This window comes from Pseudomonas sp. PDM27, assembly GCF_019219205.1.
Lineage (GTDB): Bacteria > Pseudomonadota > Gammaproteobacteria > Pseudomonadales > Pseudomonadaceae > Aquipseudomonas > Aquipseudomonas laurylsulfatiphila.
The window spans coordinates 181,083-195,130 of sequence record NZ_JAHUWF010000009.1 but is presented as its reverse complement, the minus strand read 5'-3'; the positions used below and the strand labels follow the sequence as shown (position 1 = coordinate 195,130).

Annotated in this window: 14 protein-coding genes; 12 read left to right on the top strand and 2 right to left on the bottom strand. The window is 61.4% G+C overall.

Translation table 11 applies throughout. From position 1 onward, the window contains the following. Positions 1–80: 80 nt before the first annotated feature. Both KW838_RS19470 and KW838_RS19465 read right to left on the bottom strand, forming a co-directional pair. The gene (locus tag KW838_RS19470) at positions 81–1,397 is read right to left on the bottom strand and encodes a bifunctional DedA family/phosphatase PAP2 family protein (RefSeq protein WP_102700931.1); all 1,317 of its coding nucleotides are present in this window, start codon (positions 1,395–1,397) and stop codon (positions 81–83) included. A 194-nt stretch (positions 1,398–1,591) separates the two neighbouring features. Next, positions 1,592–2,290 (bottom strand): DNA-3-methyladenine glycosylase, encoded by a 699-nt coding sequence (locus KW838_RS19465; protein ID WP_218502662.1) that lies wholly within the window; start codon positions 2,288–2,290, stop codon positions 1,592–1,594. A 189-nt stretch (positions 2,291–2,479) separates the two neighbouring features. Between KW838_RS19465 and KW838_RS19460 the strand changes: the two genes are divergently transcribed. The 12 genes from KW838_RS19460 (at position 2,480) to lipA (ending at position 13,938) form a co-directional block, all read left to right on the top strand. Further along, positions 2,480–3,751 carry a glutamate-5-semialdehyde dehydrogenase gene (locus KW838_RS19460; RefSeq protein WP_218502660.1) on the top strand — a complete coding sequence of 424 codons (1,272 nt, stop codon included), beginning with the start codon at positions 2,480–2,482 and terminating at the stop codon, positions 3,749–3,751. Position 3,752: 1 nt separating this feature from the next. Continuing rightward, positions 3,753–4,442: a nicotinate-nucleotide adenylyltransferase gene (gene nadD, locus KW838_RS19455; RefSeq protein WP_007975898.1), complete on the top strand. Its 690-nt coding sequence runs from the start codon at positions 3,753–3,755 to the stop codon at positions 4,440–4,442. Between the two features lie 73 nt (positions 4,443–4,515). Continuing rightward, entirely contained in the window at positions 4,516–5,010 is a 495-nt protein-coding gene (rsfS, locus tag KW838_RS19450) for a ribosome silencing factor (protein ID WP_007975896.1), read from the top strand. 9 nt (positions 5,011–5,019) lie between these two features. Next, positions 5,020–5,487, top strand: a complete 468-nt coding sequence (gene rlmH / locus KW838_RS19445; RefSeq protein WP_007937439.1) for a 23S rRNA (pseudouridine(1915)-N(3))-methyltransferase RlmH — start codon at positions 5,020–5,022, stop codon at positions 5,485–5,487. A gap of 12 nt (positions 5,488–5,499) precedes the next feature. Beyond that, positions 5,500–7,395 (top strand): penicillin-binding protein 2, encoded by a 1,896-nt coding sequence (gene mrdA / locus KW838_RS19440; protein WP_102700933.1) that lies wholly within the window; start codon positions 5,500–5,502, stop codon positions 7,393–7,395. A gap of 31 nt (positions 7,396–7,426) precedes the next feature. Beyond that, positions 7,427–8,530 (top strand): rod shape-determining protein RodA, encoded by a 1,104-nt coding sequence (gene rodA / locus KW838_RS19435; protein WP_102700961.1) that lies wholly within the window; start codon positions 7,427–7,429, stop codon positions 8,528–8,530. Between the two features lie 17 nt (positions 8,531–8,547). Then, on the top strand, positions 8,548–9,558 hold the full coding sequence (gene mltB / locus KW838_RS19430; protein ID WP_218502657.1) for a lytic murein transglycosylase B: 1,011 nt from the start codon (positions 8,548–8,550) through the stop codon (positions 9,556–9,558). Beyond that, positions 9,558–10,565, top strand: coding sequence for a septal ring lytic transglycosylase RlpA family protein (locus KW838_RS19425; RefSeq protein WP_102700935.1), 1,008 nt, complete (start codon positions 9,558–9,560; stop codon positions 10,563–10,565). The genes mltB and KW838_RS19425 overlap by 1 nt, the downstream gene beginning before the upstream one ends. 185 nt (positions 10,566–10,750) lie before the next feature. Beyond that, on the top strand, positions 10,751–11,908 hold the full coding sequence (locus tag KW838_RS19420; RefSeq protein ID WP_218502655.1) for a D-alanyl-D-alanine carboxypeptidase family protein: 1,158 nt from the start codon (positions 10,751–10,753) through the stop codon (positions 11,906–11,908). An 83-nt stretch (positions 11,909–11,991) separates the two neighbouring features. Further along, positions 11,992–12,267 (top strand): DUF493 domain-containing protein, encoded by a 276-nt coding sequence (locus tag KW838_RS19415; RefSeq protein WP_218502645.1) that lies wholly within the window; start codon positions 11,992–11,994, stop codon positions 12,265–12,267. Then, the gene (gene lipB / locus KW838_RS19410; RefSeq protein WP_007975880.1) at positions 12,267–12,914 is read left to right on the top strand and encodes a lipoyl(octanoyl) transferase LipB; all 648 of its coding nucleotides are present in this window, start codon (positions 12,267–12,269) and stop codon (positions 12,912–12,914) included. Before KW838_RS19415 ends, lipB begins: the two co-directional genes overlap by 1 nt. Before the next feature lie 25 nt (positions 12,915–12,939). Then, positions 12,940–13,938, top strand: a complete 999-nt coding sequence (gene lipA, locus KW838_RS19405) for a lipoyl synthase (protein ID WP_162130289.1) — start codon at positions 12,940–12,942, stop codon at positions 13,936–13,938. Positions 13,939–14,048: the final 110 nt, after the last annotated feature.

The following is a 14,048-nucleotide window of genomic DNA, read 5'->3' as shown; positions in this document are numbered from 1 at the left end:
CTGCTTGTAAAGTAATCCCGGTCAGTGCGATCGGGATTATTTTTGGGGGGGTAAGTTGGTGTGTCGCGTAAGTAACGCGCTTAATAAGCATATCTCAACATCGTATGCGGCAAATGCCGCAACACGAAGAACCCGAACAATGCCACCAAGGCTGGGAGCACCAGCCACCAGACCTTGGGCGGCAAGGCGTTGAGCGGTTCCTTGCGCTGGATCAGCCACAGGCTGGCCCCGCAGACACACGCCGCCAGCATTGCGCCGGCCAATACATCCGTCGGCCAATGCGCACCGAGGTAGACACGCGAAAGCGAAATCGCCAGTGCGGGCAGGCATCCCACCAGTAACCAGGTCAGGCGCATCCGGGGCGGTTGCCCGCGGCCGGCCAGAACGGCGAGTGTGAGGAACAGCGCGAAAGACCCTGAAGCATGGCCGCTGGGCATGCTGTAGCTGGTGAGCGGATCGCTCAAGACTTCGGGGCGCAAGCGCGCGAAAAAGTACTTGGTCGCGGTATTGGCCAGGGCCGTGAAGAGCAGTGTGCTGCCCGCGAAAATCGCGTGCCGCCATTGCCGCATCAGCAGCAGCAAACCGGTCAGCAGCGCACTGAATAGCAACATGTTGCGGAATTCGCCGATCAGCGTGAAGACCACCGCCACTTCATCCAGCAACGGTTTACGATGCTCCTGCACCAGCGTCATCACGCCTTGATCGAGTGCGGACAGGTGCGAATATCCGATAAACAGCCCCGCCAGAATCAGAAGACTCATACCGGTAATGAACAGCGTCGCGCGGCGATGCCGGCGCAGGCTACTGGTCGCGCTCAAGCCGACCATCAGAGCAATGCTGCCGGCAACAACCCCGGCCTGGAGCCAGAAGCCTTCGGGCAACGGCAAGCGGATTGCCGCGCCCGTAGCCCAGCCAGGCATCAGATAAGCCACCGACCAACCCGCGCCGGCCAACAGGCTGACAGCGAAGAAGCGCGGGAAAGGCATGTCGCACATTCCGGCCACCATCGGCAGCATTGGCCGCAGGGGGCCGATAAAGCGCCCAACCAGCAGGCTGGCGATGCCGTAGCGCTGGAAATATGACTCGGCCCCGGCGATCCATTCCGGATGATGGCGCAAGCCCGGCAGGCGCCGGATGTTCTGATGGAAGTGCCGCCCCAGAAAATACGAAACGACGTCACCCAGCACCCCGGCGACGAAACCCAGCAAGAGCGTCTCACTGAGCGTCAGCGCGCCACTGCCTGCCAGTACCGCCACGGCGAACAGCAACACCGTGCCGGGAACGATCAGCCCGGCAATCGCCAGGCATTCCACAAAGGCTACGATGAATACCGCTGCTGCCAGCCATTGCGGGTTGACCGCCAACCATCCGGTCACGCTATCGAGCCATGGGCCCATAAAAACCACTCCATTGAATTCAATTGGCCCTTGGTGGGCAAACGCAAATTTTCGTAACGGCGCCGAACCCTGTGGGAGCGGGCTTGCCCGCGAAGGGGCCCTTTCAGTCGATATTTGTGTCGCCTGACACGCCGCCTTCGCGGGCAAGCCCGCTCCCACAGGGGATTTCTGTTTGCATCAAGTCTGAGTCAATTTCAGGACAGCACAAAATAATCGCGACCTTCGACTTGCCCCCGACGCAGCGGGTTCCGCGTGCAGTAAGCCGCGTAGGTTCCGTCGACGAAGCGGTACATCAGGTGTTCATCGCGTCCGTGGGGGATGCCCAGGCGCGTTGTCTGGATGATGTGGGCGGGCGTCTGGCCGACATGCTCCACCAGCAGCACTTCATGGTCGAAGCGTTTGGCGTCCCACACCGGCACTTTCAGGCCCAGCGCCTTGCAGAGCAGGGTTTGCCCGGCGCAGAGCTTTTGCGACGGGCGAGGGTGACCCTGGGCATCGGGATTGTTCAATAGCATCTGCGCCAGGCTGGCCGGCCCGCTCAGTTCATCGACCCACGGATAGGCGGACTTGATCAGCACGGCGTTGCCGGGCCCTTGGGCGCTGAAATTAAGGGAGTCGCCGCCCCGGGCGTAATACATATAGATGTGGCCGCCATCCAGAAACAAAGCCTTACGCTTTTCTGTGTAGCCAAGGGACGCGTGGCTGCCTTTTTCCGCGCAGTAATAGGCTTCGGTCTCGATGATCCGGGCGCTGAGCCACAGGTCGCCGACTCGATGGCGAATGACTTTGCCCAGTAAGTCCCGGGCCAGAATTTGCGCGTCACGGTCGAAAAACGCGTCCGGGAGGCCCGCGGGCAGGCTCATGGCGGACGCTCGAACAGTCAGATTGGACATGATGGCCGGCATTTGTCAGGGCTGAATGAGTCGTGATGATAACAATTTGCAGCTTAATCCCGGCTGAACGTCGGCAAATACACCTCCATTTCGACCATCCGCCCGTCACCGCTGTTAGTCCCGGGACGCGACAGCTATAATCTGCCGCTTTACTCTTTACCAAGACCTTATCAAAGACAACGCCAGACCATGACTGAGTCCGTTCTTGACTACATGACCCGCTTGGGTCGCGCTGCCCGCGAAGCTTCCCGCGTGATCGGCCGTGCCAGCACCGCGCAGAAAAACCGCGCCCTGCAGGCCGCCGCCAATGCGCTGGACGCTGCCCGCGCCGAGCTGACGGCGGCCAATGAACTGGATCTGGCCGCCGGTCGCGCCAATGGTCTGGAGCCGGCCCTCCTTGAACGTCTGGCACTGACCCCGGCGCGTATCGACGGCATGATCGTCGGCCTGCGCCAGGTGGCGGCCCTGCCGGACCCGGTCGGCGCGATCCGCGACATGAGTTTCCGTCCGTCCGGTATTCAGGTCGGCAAGATGCGCGTGCCACTGGGCGTGATCGGAATCATCTACGAGTCGCGGCCGAACGTGACCATCGATGCCGCCAGCCTGTGCCTGAAGTCCGGCAACGCGACCATCCTGCGTGGCGGTTCCGAGGCCATTCATTCCAATCGGGCCATCGCCGCCTGCATCCAGCGCGGCCTGGCCGACGCCGATCTTCCCGCCGCCGTGGTGCAAGTGGTCGAAACCACGGATCGTGCTGCCGTTGGTGCGCTGATCACCATGCCTGAATACGTCGATGTCATCGTGCCGCGCGGCGGTCGTGGCCTGATCGAACGTGTCAGCCGTGACGCCCGCGTCCCGGTGATCAAGCATCTGGACGGCATTTGCCACGTCTACGTGAGTGAACATGCCGACCTGGCCAAGGCCCAGCGCATCGCGTTCAACGCCAAGACTTACCGTTACGGCATCTGCGGTGCCATGGAAACGCTGCTGGTGGATCAAACCGTCGCCAAGGATTTCCTGCCCGCGATGGCCGCCCAATTCCGAGAAAAAGGCGTCGAGCTGCGTGGTTGCGAGCGTACCCGGGCGATCATCGATGCCGTGCCGGCCACCGAGGAAGACTGGAGCACCGAGTACCTGGCGCCGATTCTGTCGATCCGCGTGGTTGACGGCCTGGAGCAGGCCATCGAGCACATCAACCGTTACGGCTCCCACCACACCGATTCGATTGTCAGCGAACACCAGGGCGACACCCGGCGTTTCGTGGCTGAAGTCGACTCGTCGTCGGTGATGATCAACACCCCGACATGCTTCGCCGATGGCTTCGAATACGGATTGGGTGCCGAGATCGGCATTTCTACTGATAAGCTGCACGCCCGTGGCCCGGTGGGCCTCGAAGGACTGACCTGCGAGAAGTACATCGTGGTCGGCGACGGGCAGCTGCGCGGACAGGAGCCGGTCTGACTTGGGCGACTTCGACCCGTCAGCCCCGGTCACCGTCAGCGAGCCAGCGCCTCGCCGCATTGGCGTGCTGGGCGGAACGTTCGATCCGGTGCACATCGGCCATTTGCGCGGTGCGCTGGAAGTCGCCGAAACCCTGGCGCTCGATGAGCTGCGCCTGACACCCAGTGCCAGGCCGCCCCATCGGGACAAGCCGCAGGTGTCGGCAAAAGACCGACTGGCAATGGTCGAGTGCGCGGTGGCCGGTGTGGCACCGTTGGTGGTGGACGCCCGCGAATTGCAGCGGGACAAACCGTCCTACACCATTGATACCCTGGAACTGATGCGCGCCGAACTGGCCGTATCCGACCAGGTTTTTCTGCTTTTGGGCTGGGACGCTTTTTGCGGCCTGCCCACTTGGCACCGCTGGGAAGAGTTGCTCCAGCATTGCCATATCCTGGTGTTGCAACGCCCGGATGCCGACAGCGAACCGCCGGATGCCTTGCGCAACCTGCTGGCAGCGCGCTCGGTGAGCGACCCGCTGGCCCTCAAAGGGCCGAGCGGACAGATTGCATTCGTCTGGCAGACACCGCTCGCGGTATCCGCCACCCAGATCCGTCAACTGCTGGCCAGCGGTAAGTCGGTACGTTTCCTGGTGCCCGACGCGGTCCTGGCCTACATCGATGCGCACGGGCTCTACCGTGCGTCGAACTGAATAGGAGTGCCTCAAGGCACGTGGCAACAACGTGTATTGAAGCGCCCGAACAAACGAGCAAAACGAGTTTTATATGACGAGCAACAACGAAAGCAAAGTAAAACGCAAAGGCACATTCAAGAGTGCCCCGCTGCCGGAAAAGGTCCTCGCCGCCGAGCCGCCTAAAGGCGACGAGCTGGTCAAGATCGCCGTAGCCGCCCTGGAAGACGTCAAGGCCCAGGACGTGCTGGTGATCGATGTTCGCGACAAGCAGAGCATCACTGACTACATGATCATCGCCACCGGTACCTCCAACCGCCAGATCGGCGCGATGCTGGACAAGGTTCGCGAGGCCGTCAAAGCCCTGGGCATCAAGCCGCTGGGTGAAGAAGGCAAAGGCGACAGCGACTGGGTGCTGTTGGACATGGACGACGTGATCGTCCACATGATGACTTCCAACGCCCGTCAGTTCTACGACCTGGAGCGCCTCTGGAAAGGTGCCGAGCAGAGCCGTGCGGCCGATGGCAAGCACCACAGCCCTGAAGTTGGTCACGAGCACTTCAACAAGCTCAACAAAGACCAGGAATAAGGGACCGCTGTGCGACTGCGACTGATCGCCGTCGGTTCACGCATGCCCAAATGGGTGGAAGAAGGCTGGCATGAATATGCCAAGCGTCTTCCGTCCGAGCTGGCGCTGGAACTGGTGGAAATACCGCTCAATACCCGTGGCAAGAATGCCGACGTGGCCCGCTTCATCCGTCAGGAAGGCGAAGCCATGCTGGCCAAGGTCGGGCCGAACGAGCGCGTTGTCACCCTCGAAGTCCATGGCAAGCCCTGGAGCACCGAGCAGCTGGCGGTCGAGCTCGATCGCTGGCGGCTGGACTCGCGCACCGTCAACTTCATGGTCGGCGGCCCCGAAGGGCTGGCACCGGAAGTCTGTGCCCGGGCTGACCAGCGCTGGTCGTTGTCGCCGCTGACCTTGCCGCACCCGCTGGTGCGGATTCTGATCGGCGAACAGTTGTACCGTGCCTGGACCGTGCTGTCCGGTCACCCTTACCACAAGTAGTTCTGCCCTCTCATGACCCAGCCGATCCGCATCAAGGACCACGAAAAAGACGCCCGTCTGGTGCGTGGCCGCGTCGTGTTCGGGGCCATTGCAGTGGTGGCGCTGATTGGCGTGCTGATTGCGCGCCTGTATTTCCTGCAGGTGATCCAGTACGAGTACCACTCGACCCTGTCGGAAAACAATCGCGTCCATGTGCAGCCGATTCCGCCGACCCGTGGCTTGATTTTCGACCGCAATGGCGTGGTGATCGCCGATAACCGGCCCAGCTTCAGCCTGAGCATGACCCGCGAGCGGTCCGGCGACTGGCAGCAGGTGCTCGACGTGATCGTCGAAGTGCTGGAACTGACGCCAGAGGATCGGGTGATCTTCGAGAAGCGCATGCGTCAGGGGCGCCGGCCGTTCGAGCCGGTACCGATCCTGTTTGAGCTGACCGAAGAGCAGATCGCCCGGATTGCCGTGAACCAGTTCCGCCTGCCGGGCGTGGAAGTGGTCGCGCAACTGGTTCGTCACTACCCGCAGGGCGCGCACTTTGCGCACTCGGTGGGCTACATGGGGCGGATCAACGAGAAAGAACTCAAGTCGCTGGACCCGGTCAACTACAGCGGCACCCACCACATCGGCAAAACCGGCATTGAGCGCTTCTACGAGCCCGAGCTGCACGGCCAGGTGGGTTACGAGGAAGTCGAGACCAACGCCCGGGGCCGCGTACTGCGCGTGCTCAAGCGTACCGATCCGATTCCCGGCAAGGACATCGTCCTGAGCCTGGACATCAAATTGCAGGAGGCCGCCGAAGCTGCGCTCGGTGGTCGTCGTGGGGCGGTGGTCGCGCTGGACCCGAAAACCGGCGAAGTGCTGGCGATGGTCAGTCAGCCGAGTTTCGACCCGAACCTGTTCGTCACCGGCATCAGCTTCAAGGCCTATTCCGAGCTGCGCGACTCCATCGACCGGCCGCTGTTCAACCGCGTGCTGCGTGGCCTGTACCCGCCGGGCTCGACCATCAAGCCCGCGGTGGCGATTGCCGGTCTGGATGCCGGCGTGGTGACGGCGTCGACCCGAGTGTTCGACCCCGGTTACTACATGCTGCCCAACTACGATCACAAATACCGTAACTGGAACCGTACCGGCGACGGCTTTGTCGACCTCGACACGGCGATCATGCGTTCCAACGACACCTACTTCTATGACCTGGCGCACAAGCTGGGGATCGATCGGCTGTCGGCGTACATGACCAAGTTCGGCATTGGCCAGAAAGTCTCCCTGGACATGTTCGAAGAGTCGCCGGGGCTGATGCCGTCCCGCGAATGGAAGCGTGCGACCCGTCGCCAGGCATGGTTCCCGGGCGAGACGCTGATTCTGGGAATCGGCCAGGGCTATATGCAGTCGACTCCGCTGCAGTTGGCCCAGGCCACCGCGCTGGTGGCCAACAAAGGCATCTGGAATCGTCCACACCTGGCCAAGACCATCGAGGGTGTGAAGCCGGTGGATGAGAATCCGATGCCGGACATCATCCTGCGCGACCCATCGGACTGGACCAAGGTCAACCACGGCATGCAGCAGGTTATGCATGGTGCCCGTGGTACGGCGCGCAAAGCCTCGATCGGTGCGCAATACCGAATCGCCGGCAAGTCGGGTACGGCCCAGGTGGTCGCGATCAAACAGGGTGAGAAGTATGACCGTTCCAAGGTTCAGGAGCGCCATCGCGACCACGCCTTGTTCGTCGGCTTCGCGCCGGCCGACGATCCGAAAATCGTGGTGTCGGTGATGGTGGAGAACGGCGAGTCCGGTTCCGGTGTCGCTGCGCCAGTGGTGCGTCAAGTCATGGACGCCTGGCTCCTGGACCAGGACGGTCGGTTGAAGCCCGAATACGCCAGCCCTATCAGTGCAGAGGCTACCGCCCGTGATGAATAACTTCGATCGCATGCTCTCCAGTGAGGATGTGATGCGTCGCCGTGCGACGCTGCTGCAACGCCTGCACATCGACGGCCCGCTGCTGATCCTGCTGCTGACCCTCGCCGCCGGCAGCCTGTTCGTGCTGTATTCGGCCAGTGGCAAGAGCTGGGATCTACTGGGCAAGCAGGCGACTTCGTTCGGCATCGGTCTGGTGTCGATGATCGTCATCGCCCAGTTCGAGCCGCGCTTCATGGCGCGCTGGGTGCCGCTGGGCTACGTGGTTGGGGTGATGCTGTTGCTGGTGGTGGACATCATGGGCCACAACGCCATGGGCGCCACCCGCTGGATCAACATTCCCGGGGTGATCCGCTTCCAGCCCTCGGAGTTCATGAAGATCCTGATGCCAGCGACTATCGCCTGGTATTTGTCCAAACGCACCTTGCCGCCCCAGCTCAAGCATGTGGGCGTCAGCCTGATGCTGATCGGCGTGCCGTTCATTCTGATCGTGCGGCAACCGGACCTTGGCACTTCGCTGCTGATCCTGGCCGGCGGCGCTTTCGTGCTGTTCATGGGGGGCTTGCGCTGGCGCTGGATCCTCAGCGTGCTGGCTGCCGCCGTTCCCGTGGCGGTTGCCATGTGGTTCTTCATCATGCACGACTACCAGAAGCAGCGAATCCTGACATTCCTCGACCCGGAGAGCGATCCGCTCGGCACGGGCTGGAACATCATCCAGTCCAAGGCCGCCATCGGCTCCGGCGGTGTGTTCGGCAAAGGGTGGTTGCTGGGCACCCAGTCGCACCTGGACTTCCTGCCGGAAAGCCATACCGACTTCATCATTGCCGTGCTGGGTGAAGAGTTCGGCCTGGTAGGGATCTGTGCGCTGCTGCTGATCTACCTGCTGTTGATCGGTCGCGGTCTGGTGATTACCGCCCAGGCGCAGACATTGTTCGGCAAGTTGCTCGCGGGCAGCCTGACCATGACGTTTTTTGTTTATGTTTTCGTCAACATCGGTATGGTCAGTGGCCTGTTGCCGGTGGTGGGGGTGCCGTTGCCGTTCATTAGCTACGGAGGAACTTCGCTGGTGACGCTGCTGTCAGCGTTTGGGGTTTTGATGTCGATCCATACCCATCGCAAGTGGATCGCGCAGGTTTGAATAAGGTGAAATTTTCAATGCAAGTAATGCGTGGCTGGGCGACTCGATTTGCGCCATGGGTCGGCCTGGTAAGCATCCTTGGCAGCGTGCAGGAAGCGTTGGCCGGCGACTACGAAGGCTCACCCCAGGTGGCCGAATTCGTCGGTGAAATGACCCGCGACTACGGTTTCGCCGGTGAACAATTGATGGGCGTGTTCCGCGAAGCCGAGCGCAAGCAGTCGATTCTGGACGCCATCTCGAAGCCCGCCGAACGGGTCAAGCAGTGGAGCGAGTATCGCCCGATGTTCATCACCGATGCGCGCATAGCCCGCGGGGTGGACTTCTGGCGTCAGCACGAAGCGGTGCTGGCCCGTGCCGAGCAGGAATACGGCGTGCCGGCCCAGGTGATTGTCTCGATCATCGGCGTTGAAACCTTTTTCGGCCGTAATACCGGAAATTTCCGGGTGATCGATGCCTTGTCGACCCTGGGTTTCGACTATCCTCCCCGTGCCGAGTTTTTCCGCAAGGAATTACGTGAGTTCCTGCTGCTGGCCCGCGAAGAGCAGGTCGATCCGTTGACGCTCAAAGGCTCCTACGCTGGCGCAATGGGCTTGCCGCAATTCATGCCGAGCAGCTTCCGCGCCTATGCGGTGGATTTCGACGGTGATGGCCATATCAACATCTGGACCAACCCGGACGATGCCATCGGCAGTGTCGCCAGTTACTTCAAGCGTCATGGCTGGGTCGCCGGCGAACCGGTGGTCAGTCGCGCCAATGTCCGTGGCGATCAGGTTGACGAAGGTTTGACCGCAGGCATCGAACCGACGAAAACCGTCGGGGAGTTGCGAGCCCTGGGGTGGTCAAGTCATGATGCGCTGCGCGATGATATGCCGGTTACTGCTTTCCGCCTGGAAGGCGACAATGGCCCCGAGTACTGGATGGGCCTGAAGAATTTTTACGCGATCACGCGTTATAACCGCAGCGTGATGTACGCCATGGCCGTACATCAACTGTCTGAACAGCTGGTCCAAGCACGGGGCGTCAAGTAATGCGGGCATTGCCTATCAATAAACCCCTGAAGCTGATGGCATGCGCTGCGCTGGCAGTGCTGGTCGCCAGTTGTTCGACCAGCCGTGCGCCGGCCCAGAAGCCCACCACCACCGTGCGCACGACGCCGGGGCTGGACATCAACCGCGCCCACAAGGATGGCGCGCCATGGTGGGACGTCGATGTTTCGCGTATCCCGGACGCCACGCCGACCCTGCACACCGGCCCGTACAAGGCCAACCCGTACACTGTGCTGGGGAAGACTTACTTCCCGCTGCAAGAATCCAAGACCTACGTGCAGTCGGGTACGGCGTCCTGGTACGGCACCAAGTTCCACGGTCAGAACACCGCCAACGGTGAAGTGTATGACCTGTACGGCATGAGTGCCGCGCACAAGACATTGCCACTGCCGAGTTACGTCCGGGTGACCAACCTGGACAACAACAAGAGCGTGATCCTGCGAGTCAACGACCGCGGTCCGTTCTACTCGGACCGGATCATCGACTTGTCCTACGCTGCCGCGAAGAAACTCGGTTACGCCGAAACCGGCACGGCGCGGGTCAAGGTCGAAGGCATCGATCCACAGGCGTATTGGGCGGCCAAAGGCCGTCCGGCACCATTAATGCTCAACGAACCGAAAGTCGCGCAGAATAGCGCCCCGGTGATCACGGCTTCGGCCGGCACCGTCGAGCAATGGACACCTCCGCCGCAGCAACACGCCGCTGCGGTCGTGCCGGTTCAGCTCGATGCAAAAAAAAACGCTTCTGTACCAGCCTCTGGCCAGTATCTGCAGGTGGGCGCGTTCGCCAACCCGGACGCTGCAGAACTCCTGAGATCCAAGCTCAGCGGGATGGTGAGCGCTCCGGTGTTCATCAGCTCGATCGTGCGCAATCAGCAAACCCTGCATCGGGTTCGCCTGGGCCCGATCGGATCGCCGGGTGAAATCCAGCAGGTGCAGAACAGTGTGCGCCTGGCCAATCTCGGTTCGCCGAGCGTTGTGACTGAGTAATACGTAGGACTTGATTGATGGTTCATCTGCGGTTTTGGGGGGTGAACCAGGTTGTTGGCTCTTCGAAGAACAAAAGCCCGGCAAAGGGTGATTGGAGTGAGCAACTGAACACGCGATGACTCGTTAGAAAGTCATCTGATTAGTTTTGCCTTCGGGCAGTTTCCATTAGCGATTTCGAGAGACGGATGAACATCACCACCTTTGCCAAACGCCTGTTCCTGTTAGTCCCGCTGCTTCTCTCACCCGCTGCTTTTGCGGTCGAGATGATGCCTTCGCCACCACAATTGGCCGCCAAGGCCTACGTGCTCATGGATGCCAGCAGCGGCAACGTGCTGGTCGAAAACAATGGTGACCAGCGTCTGCCACCGGCCAGCCTGACCAAGCTGATGACCGCGTACATTGCGACCCTGGAAATCCGTCGTGGCCAGATCGGTGAAAACGACCCGGTGACCGTCAGCGAAAACGCCTGGCGCACCGGTGGTTCGCGGATGTTCATCAAGGTGGGTTCGCAAGTCACCGTCAGCGACCTGCTGCACGGCATCATCATCCAGTCGGGCAACGACGCCAGCGTCGCGCTCTCCGAGCACATCGCCGGCAGCGAAGACGCCTTCGCCGACATGATGAACAAAACCGTTGGCGACCTGGGCATGACCAACAGCCACTTCATGAACCCGACCGGTCTGCCGAATCCTGAGCACTATTCGTCGGCTCACGACATGGCTGTGCTGGCCCGCGCGATCATCCACGAAGACCCGGCTCACTACGCGATCTACTCGCAGAAAGAGTTCTTCTGGAACGGCATCAAGCAACCCAACCGTAACCTGCTGCTGTGGCGCGACAAGACCGTCGACGGCTTGAAGACCGGTCACACCGACGAAGCCGGCTACTGCATGGTGTCCTCGGCCGTACGTGATGGCATGCGCCTGATCGCCGTGGTGTTCGGCACCAACAGCGAAGTGGCCCGTGCCGCCGAAACCCAGAAGCTGCTGACCTACGGTTTCCGTTTCTTCGAAACCCAGACTTTCTACCAGAAGGGTACCGAGCTGGCTCAGGCTCCGGTCTGGAAAGGCGCCACCAACCAGATCAAGGCCGGTCTGGCTGAAGACCTGACCATGACCCTGCCGAAAGGCCAGCTGAAAAAGCTCGCCGCCAGCATGACCATGAACCCGCAACTGATTGCGCCAATCGCCAAGGGCGACGTGATCGGTAAAGTGGAAGTCAAACTGGAAGACAAAGTGGTGCACAGCGCCGACCTGATCGCTCTGGATGGCGTCGAAGAGGGTGGTATCTTCCGTCGCATGTGGGATAGCATCCGTCTATTCTTCTACGGCTTGTTCAACTGATAGTGTGCTCCTGCAAGGCCCCGTGCTGATCCGGCGCGGGGCTTTGCCGTCGCCACGGCTTACGCTTACGAGGCCGTTACGCCATGACCGATACCGAAGTAAAGGCGCCAAAGATCGAATTCCCTGCCACTGATTATCCAGTCAAGGTGATCAGCGACACCGGCGTGGGCAACAAGGACAGGATCATCGACATCGTCCGCAAGCACGCCAAGATCAACGATGAGCGTGTTGACGAGCGCCAGAGCAGCAACGGCAAATACACCACCATTCAGTTGCACATCGTCGCGACCGACCAGGACCAGCTGTACAACATCAACAGCGAACTGCGGGCCACCGGTTTCGTGCACATGGTGCTGTGATGTCCGGCACGCTGGGCTTTCGCGAGCTCGGCCAGATGGCTTACGAGCCGGTCTGGCATGCCATGCAACGCTTTACCAACGAACGCGGCACCGATGTCGCCGACGAGGTCTGGCTGGTGGAACACCCTGCGGTGTTCACCCAGGGCCAGGCCGGCAAGGCCGAACACTTGCTGCTTCCCGGTGATATTCCGGTGGTGCAGGTCGACCGGGGTGGTCAGGTGACCTACCACGGCCCCGGCCAGTTGGTGGCTTATCTGTTGCTGGACGTACGCAGGCTCGGGTTTGGCGTGCGCGATCTGGTCAGCCGGATGGAGCAATGCCTGATCGAGCTGCTGGCCAGTTACGGTGTCACCGCCGCGGCCAAGCCCGATGCACCGGGTGTCTACGTCGACGGGGCGAAAATCGCCTCCCTGGGTCTGCGGATCCGCCATGGCTGTTCCTTTCATGGCCTGGCCTTGAACGTGGACATGAACCTGGAACCGTTTCGACGGATTAATCCCTGCGGCTACGCCGGGCTGGCGATGACCCAGCTGAGCGATCACGCAGGATCGATTGAATTTGCCGAGGTAAGTGCCCGGCTGCGCGCGCAGCTCGTCAAACACCTCGACTATGCTGAGCAGACGACCCTCACGGGCGGAATCGACTGATATGACTACTGATGCAGTGCAAACCATGATCCCGACGCTCGATGTCACCGAGCGCCCGGCCCCGCGTCCCAAGGTTGAAGCCGGCGTCAAGCTGCGCGGCGCCGAAAAGGTTGCACGCATCCCGGTGAAGATCATTCCGACTACCGAACTGCCGAAGAAGCCGGACTGGATTCGTGTGCGCATCCCGGTTTCGCCGGAAGTCGACCGCATCAAGGCCCTGCTGCGCAAGCACAAGCTGCACAGCGTGTGTGAAGAAGCGTCCTGCCCGAACCTGGGCGAATGCTTCTCGGGCGGCACCGCGACCTTCATGATCATGGGTGACATCTGCACCCGTCGTTGCCCGTTCTGCGACGTCGGCCACGGCCGTCCGAAGCCACTGGACGTCAACGAACCGGAAAGCCTGGCCATCGCCATTGCCGACCTGCGCCTGAAGTACGTGGTGATCACCTCGGTGGACCGCGACGACCTGCGCGACGGTGGTGCCCAGCACTTTGCCGACTGCATCCGCGAAATCCGCAAGCTGTCGCCGAACGTGCAGCTCGAAACCCTGGTTCCGGACTACCGTGGCCGCATGGACATCGCCCTGGAAATCACTGCCGCCGAGCCGCCGGATGTGTTCAACCACAACCTGGAAACCGTGCCGCGCCTGTACAAGGCTGCGCGTCCGGGTTCGGACTACCAGTGGTCGCTGACCCTGCTGCAACGCTTCAAGCAGATGATGCCGCACATTCCGACCAAATCCGGCTTGATGCTGGGCCTGGGCGAGACCGACGAAGAAGTCATCGAAGTCATGAAGCGCATGCGCGAGCACGACATCGACATGCTGACCCTGGGCCAGTACCTGCAACCGTCCCGCAGCCACTTGCCGGTGCAACGCTTCGTGCACCCGGACACCTTCGCCTGGTTCGCCGAGGAAGGTTACAAGATGGGCTTCAAGAACGTTGCCTCGGGTCCGTTGGTGCGCTCCTCGTATCACGCCGACGAGCAGGCCAAGCTGGTCAAGGCCGAGCTGATGTCGTCCTGATCTGCGCACGGAAATGAAAAACGCCCGCACGGTATTCAGCCTTGCGGGCGTTTTTTTGCCTGGCCTACGGCGCTGGCCGCTTTTTCCTGCAACCTGCGGGGCGACTGACC

Excerpts from the sequence above, each read along its gene's own strand:
- KW838_RS19470 (WP_102700931.1), bottom strand. The coding sequence starts at position 1,397 with ATGGGCCCATGGCTCGATAGCGTGACCGGATGGTTGGCGGTCAACCCG.
- KW838_RS19465 (WP_218502662.1), bottom strand. The coding sequence starts at position 2,290 with ATGTCCAATCTGACTGTTCGAGCGTCCGCCATGAGCCTGCCCGCGGGC.
- KW838_RS19460 (WP_218502660.1), top strand. The coding sequence starts at position 2,480 with ATGACTGAGTCCGTTCTTGACTACATGACCCGCTTGGGTCGCGCTGCC.
- rsfS (WP_007975896.1), top strand. The coding sequence starts at position 4,516 with ATGACGAGCAACAACGAAAGCAAAGTAAAACGCAAAGGCACATTCAAG.
- mrdA (WP_102700933.1), top strand. The coding sequence starts at position 5,500 with ATGACCCAGCCGATCCGCATCAAGGACCACGAAAAAGACGCCCGTCTG.
- rodA (WP_102700961.1), top strand. The coding sequence starts at position 7,427 with ATGCGTCGCCGTGCGACGCTGCTGCAACGCCTGCACATCGACGGCCCG.
- mltB (WP_218502657.1), top strand. The coding sequence starts at position 8,548 with ATGCAAGTAATGCGTGGCTGGGCGACTCGATTTGCGCCATGGGTCGGC.
- KW838_RS19425 (WP_102700935.1), top strand. The coding sequence starts at position 9,558 with ATGCGGGCATTGCCTATCAATAAACCCCTGAAGCTGATGGCATGCGCT.
- KW838_RS19420 (WP_218502655.1), top strand. The coding sequence starts at position 10,751 with ATGAACATCACCACCTTTGCCAAACGCCTGTTCCTGTTAGTCCCGCTG.
- KW838_RS19415 (WP_218502645.1), top strand. The coding sequence starts at position 11,992 with ATGACCGATACCGAAGTAAAGGCGCCAAAGATCGAATTCCCTGCCACT.
- lipB (WP_007975880.1), top strand. The coding sequence starts at position 12,267 with ATGTCCGGCACGCTGGGCTTTCGCGAGCTCGGCCAGATGGCTTACGAG.
- lipA (WP_162130289.1), top strand. The coding sequence starts at position 12,940 with ATGATCCCGACGCTCGATGTCACCGAGCGCCCGGCCCCGCGTCCCAAG.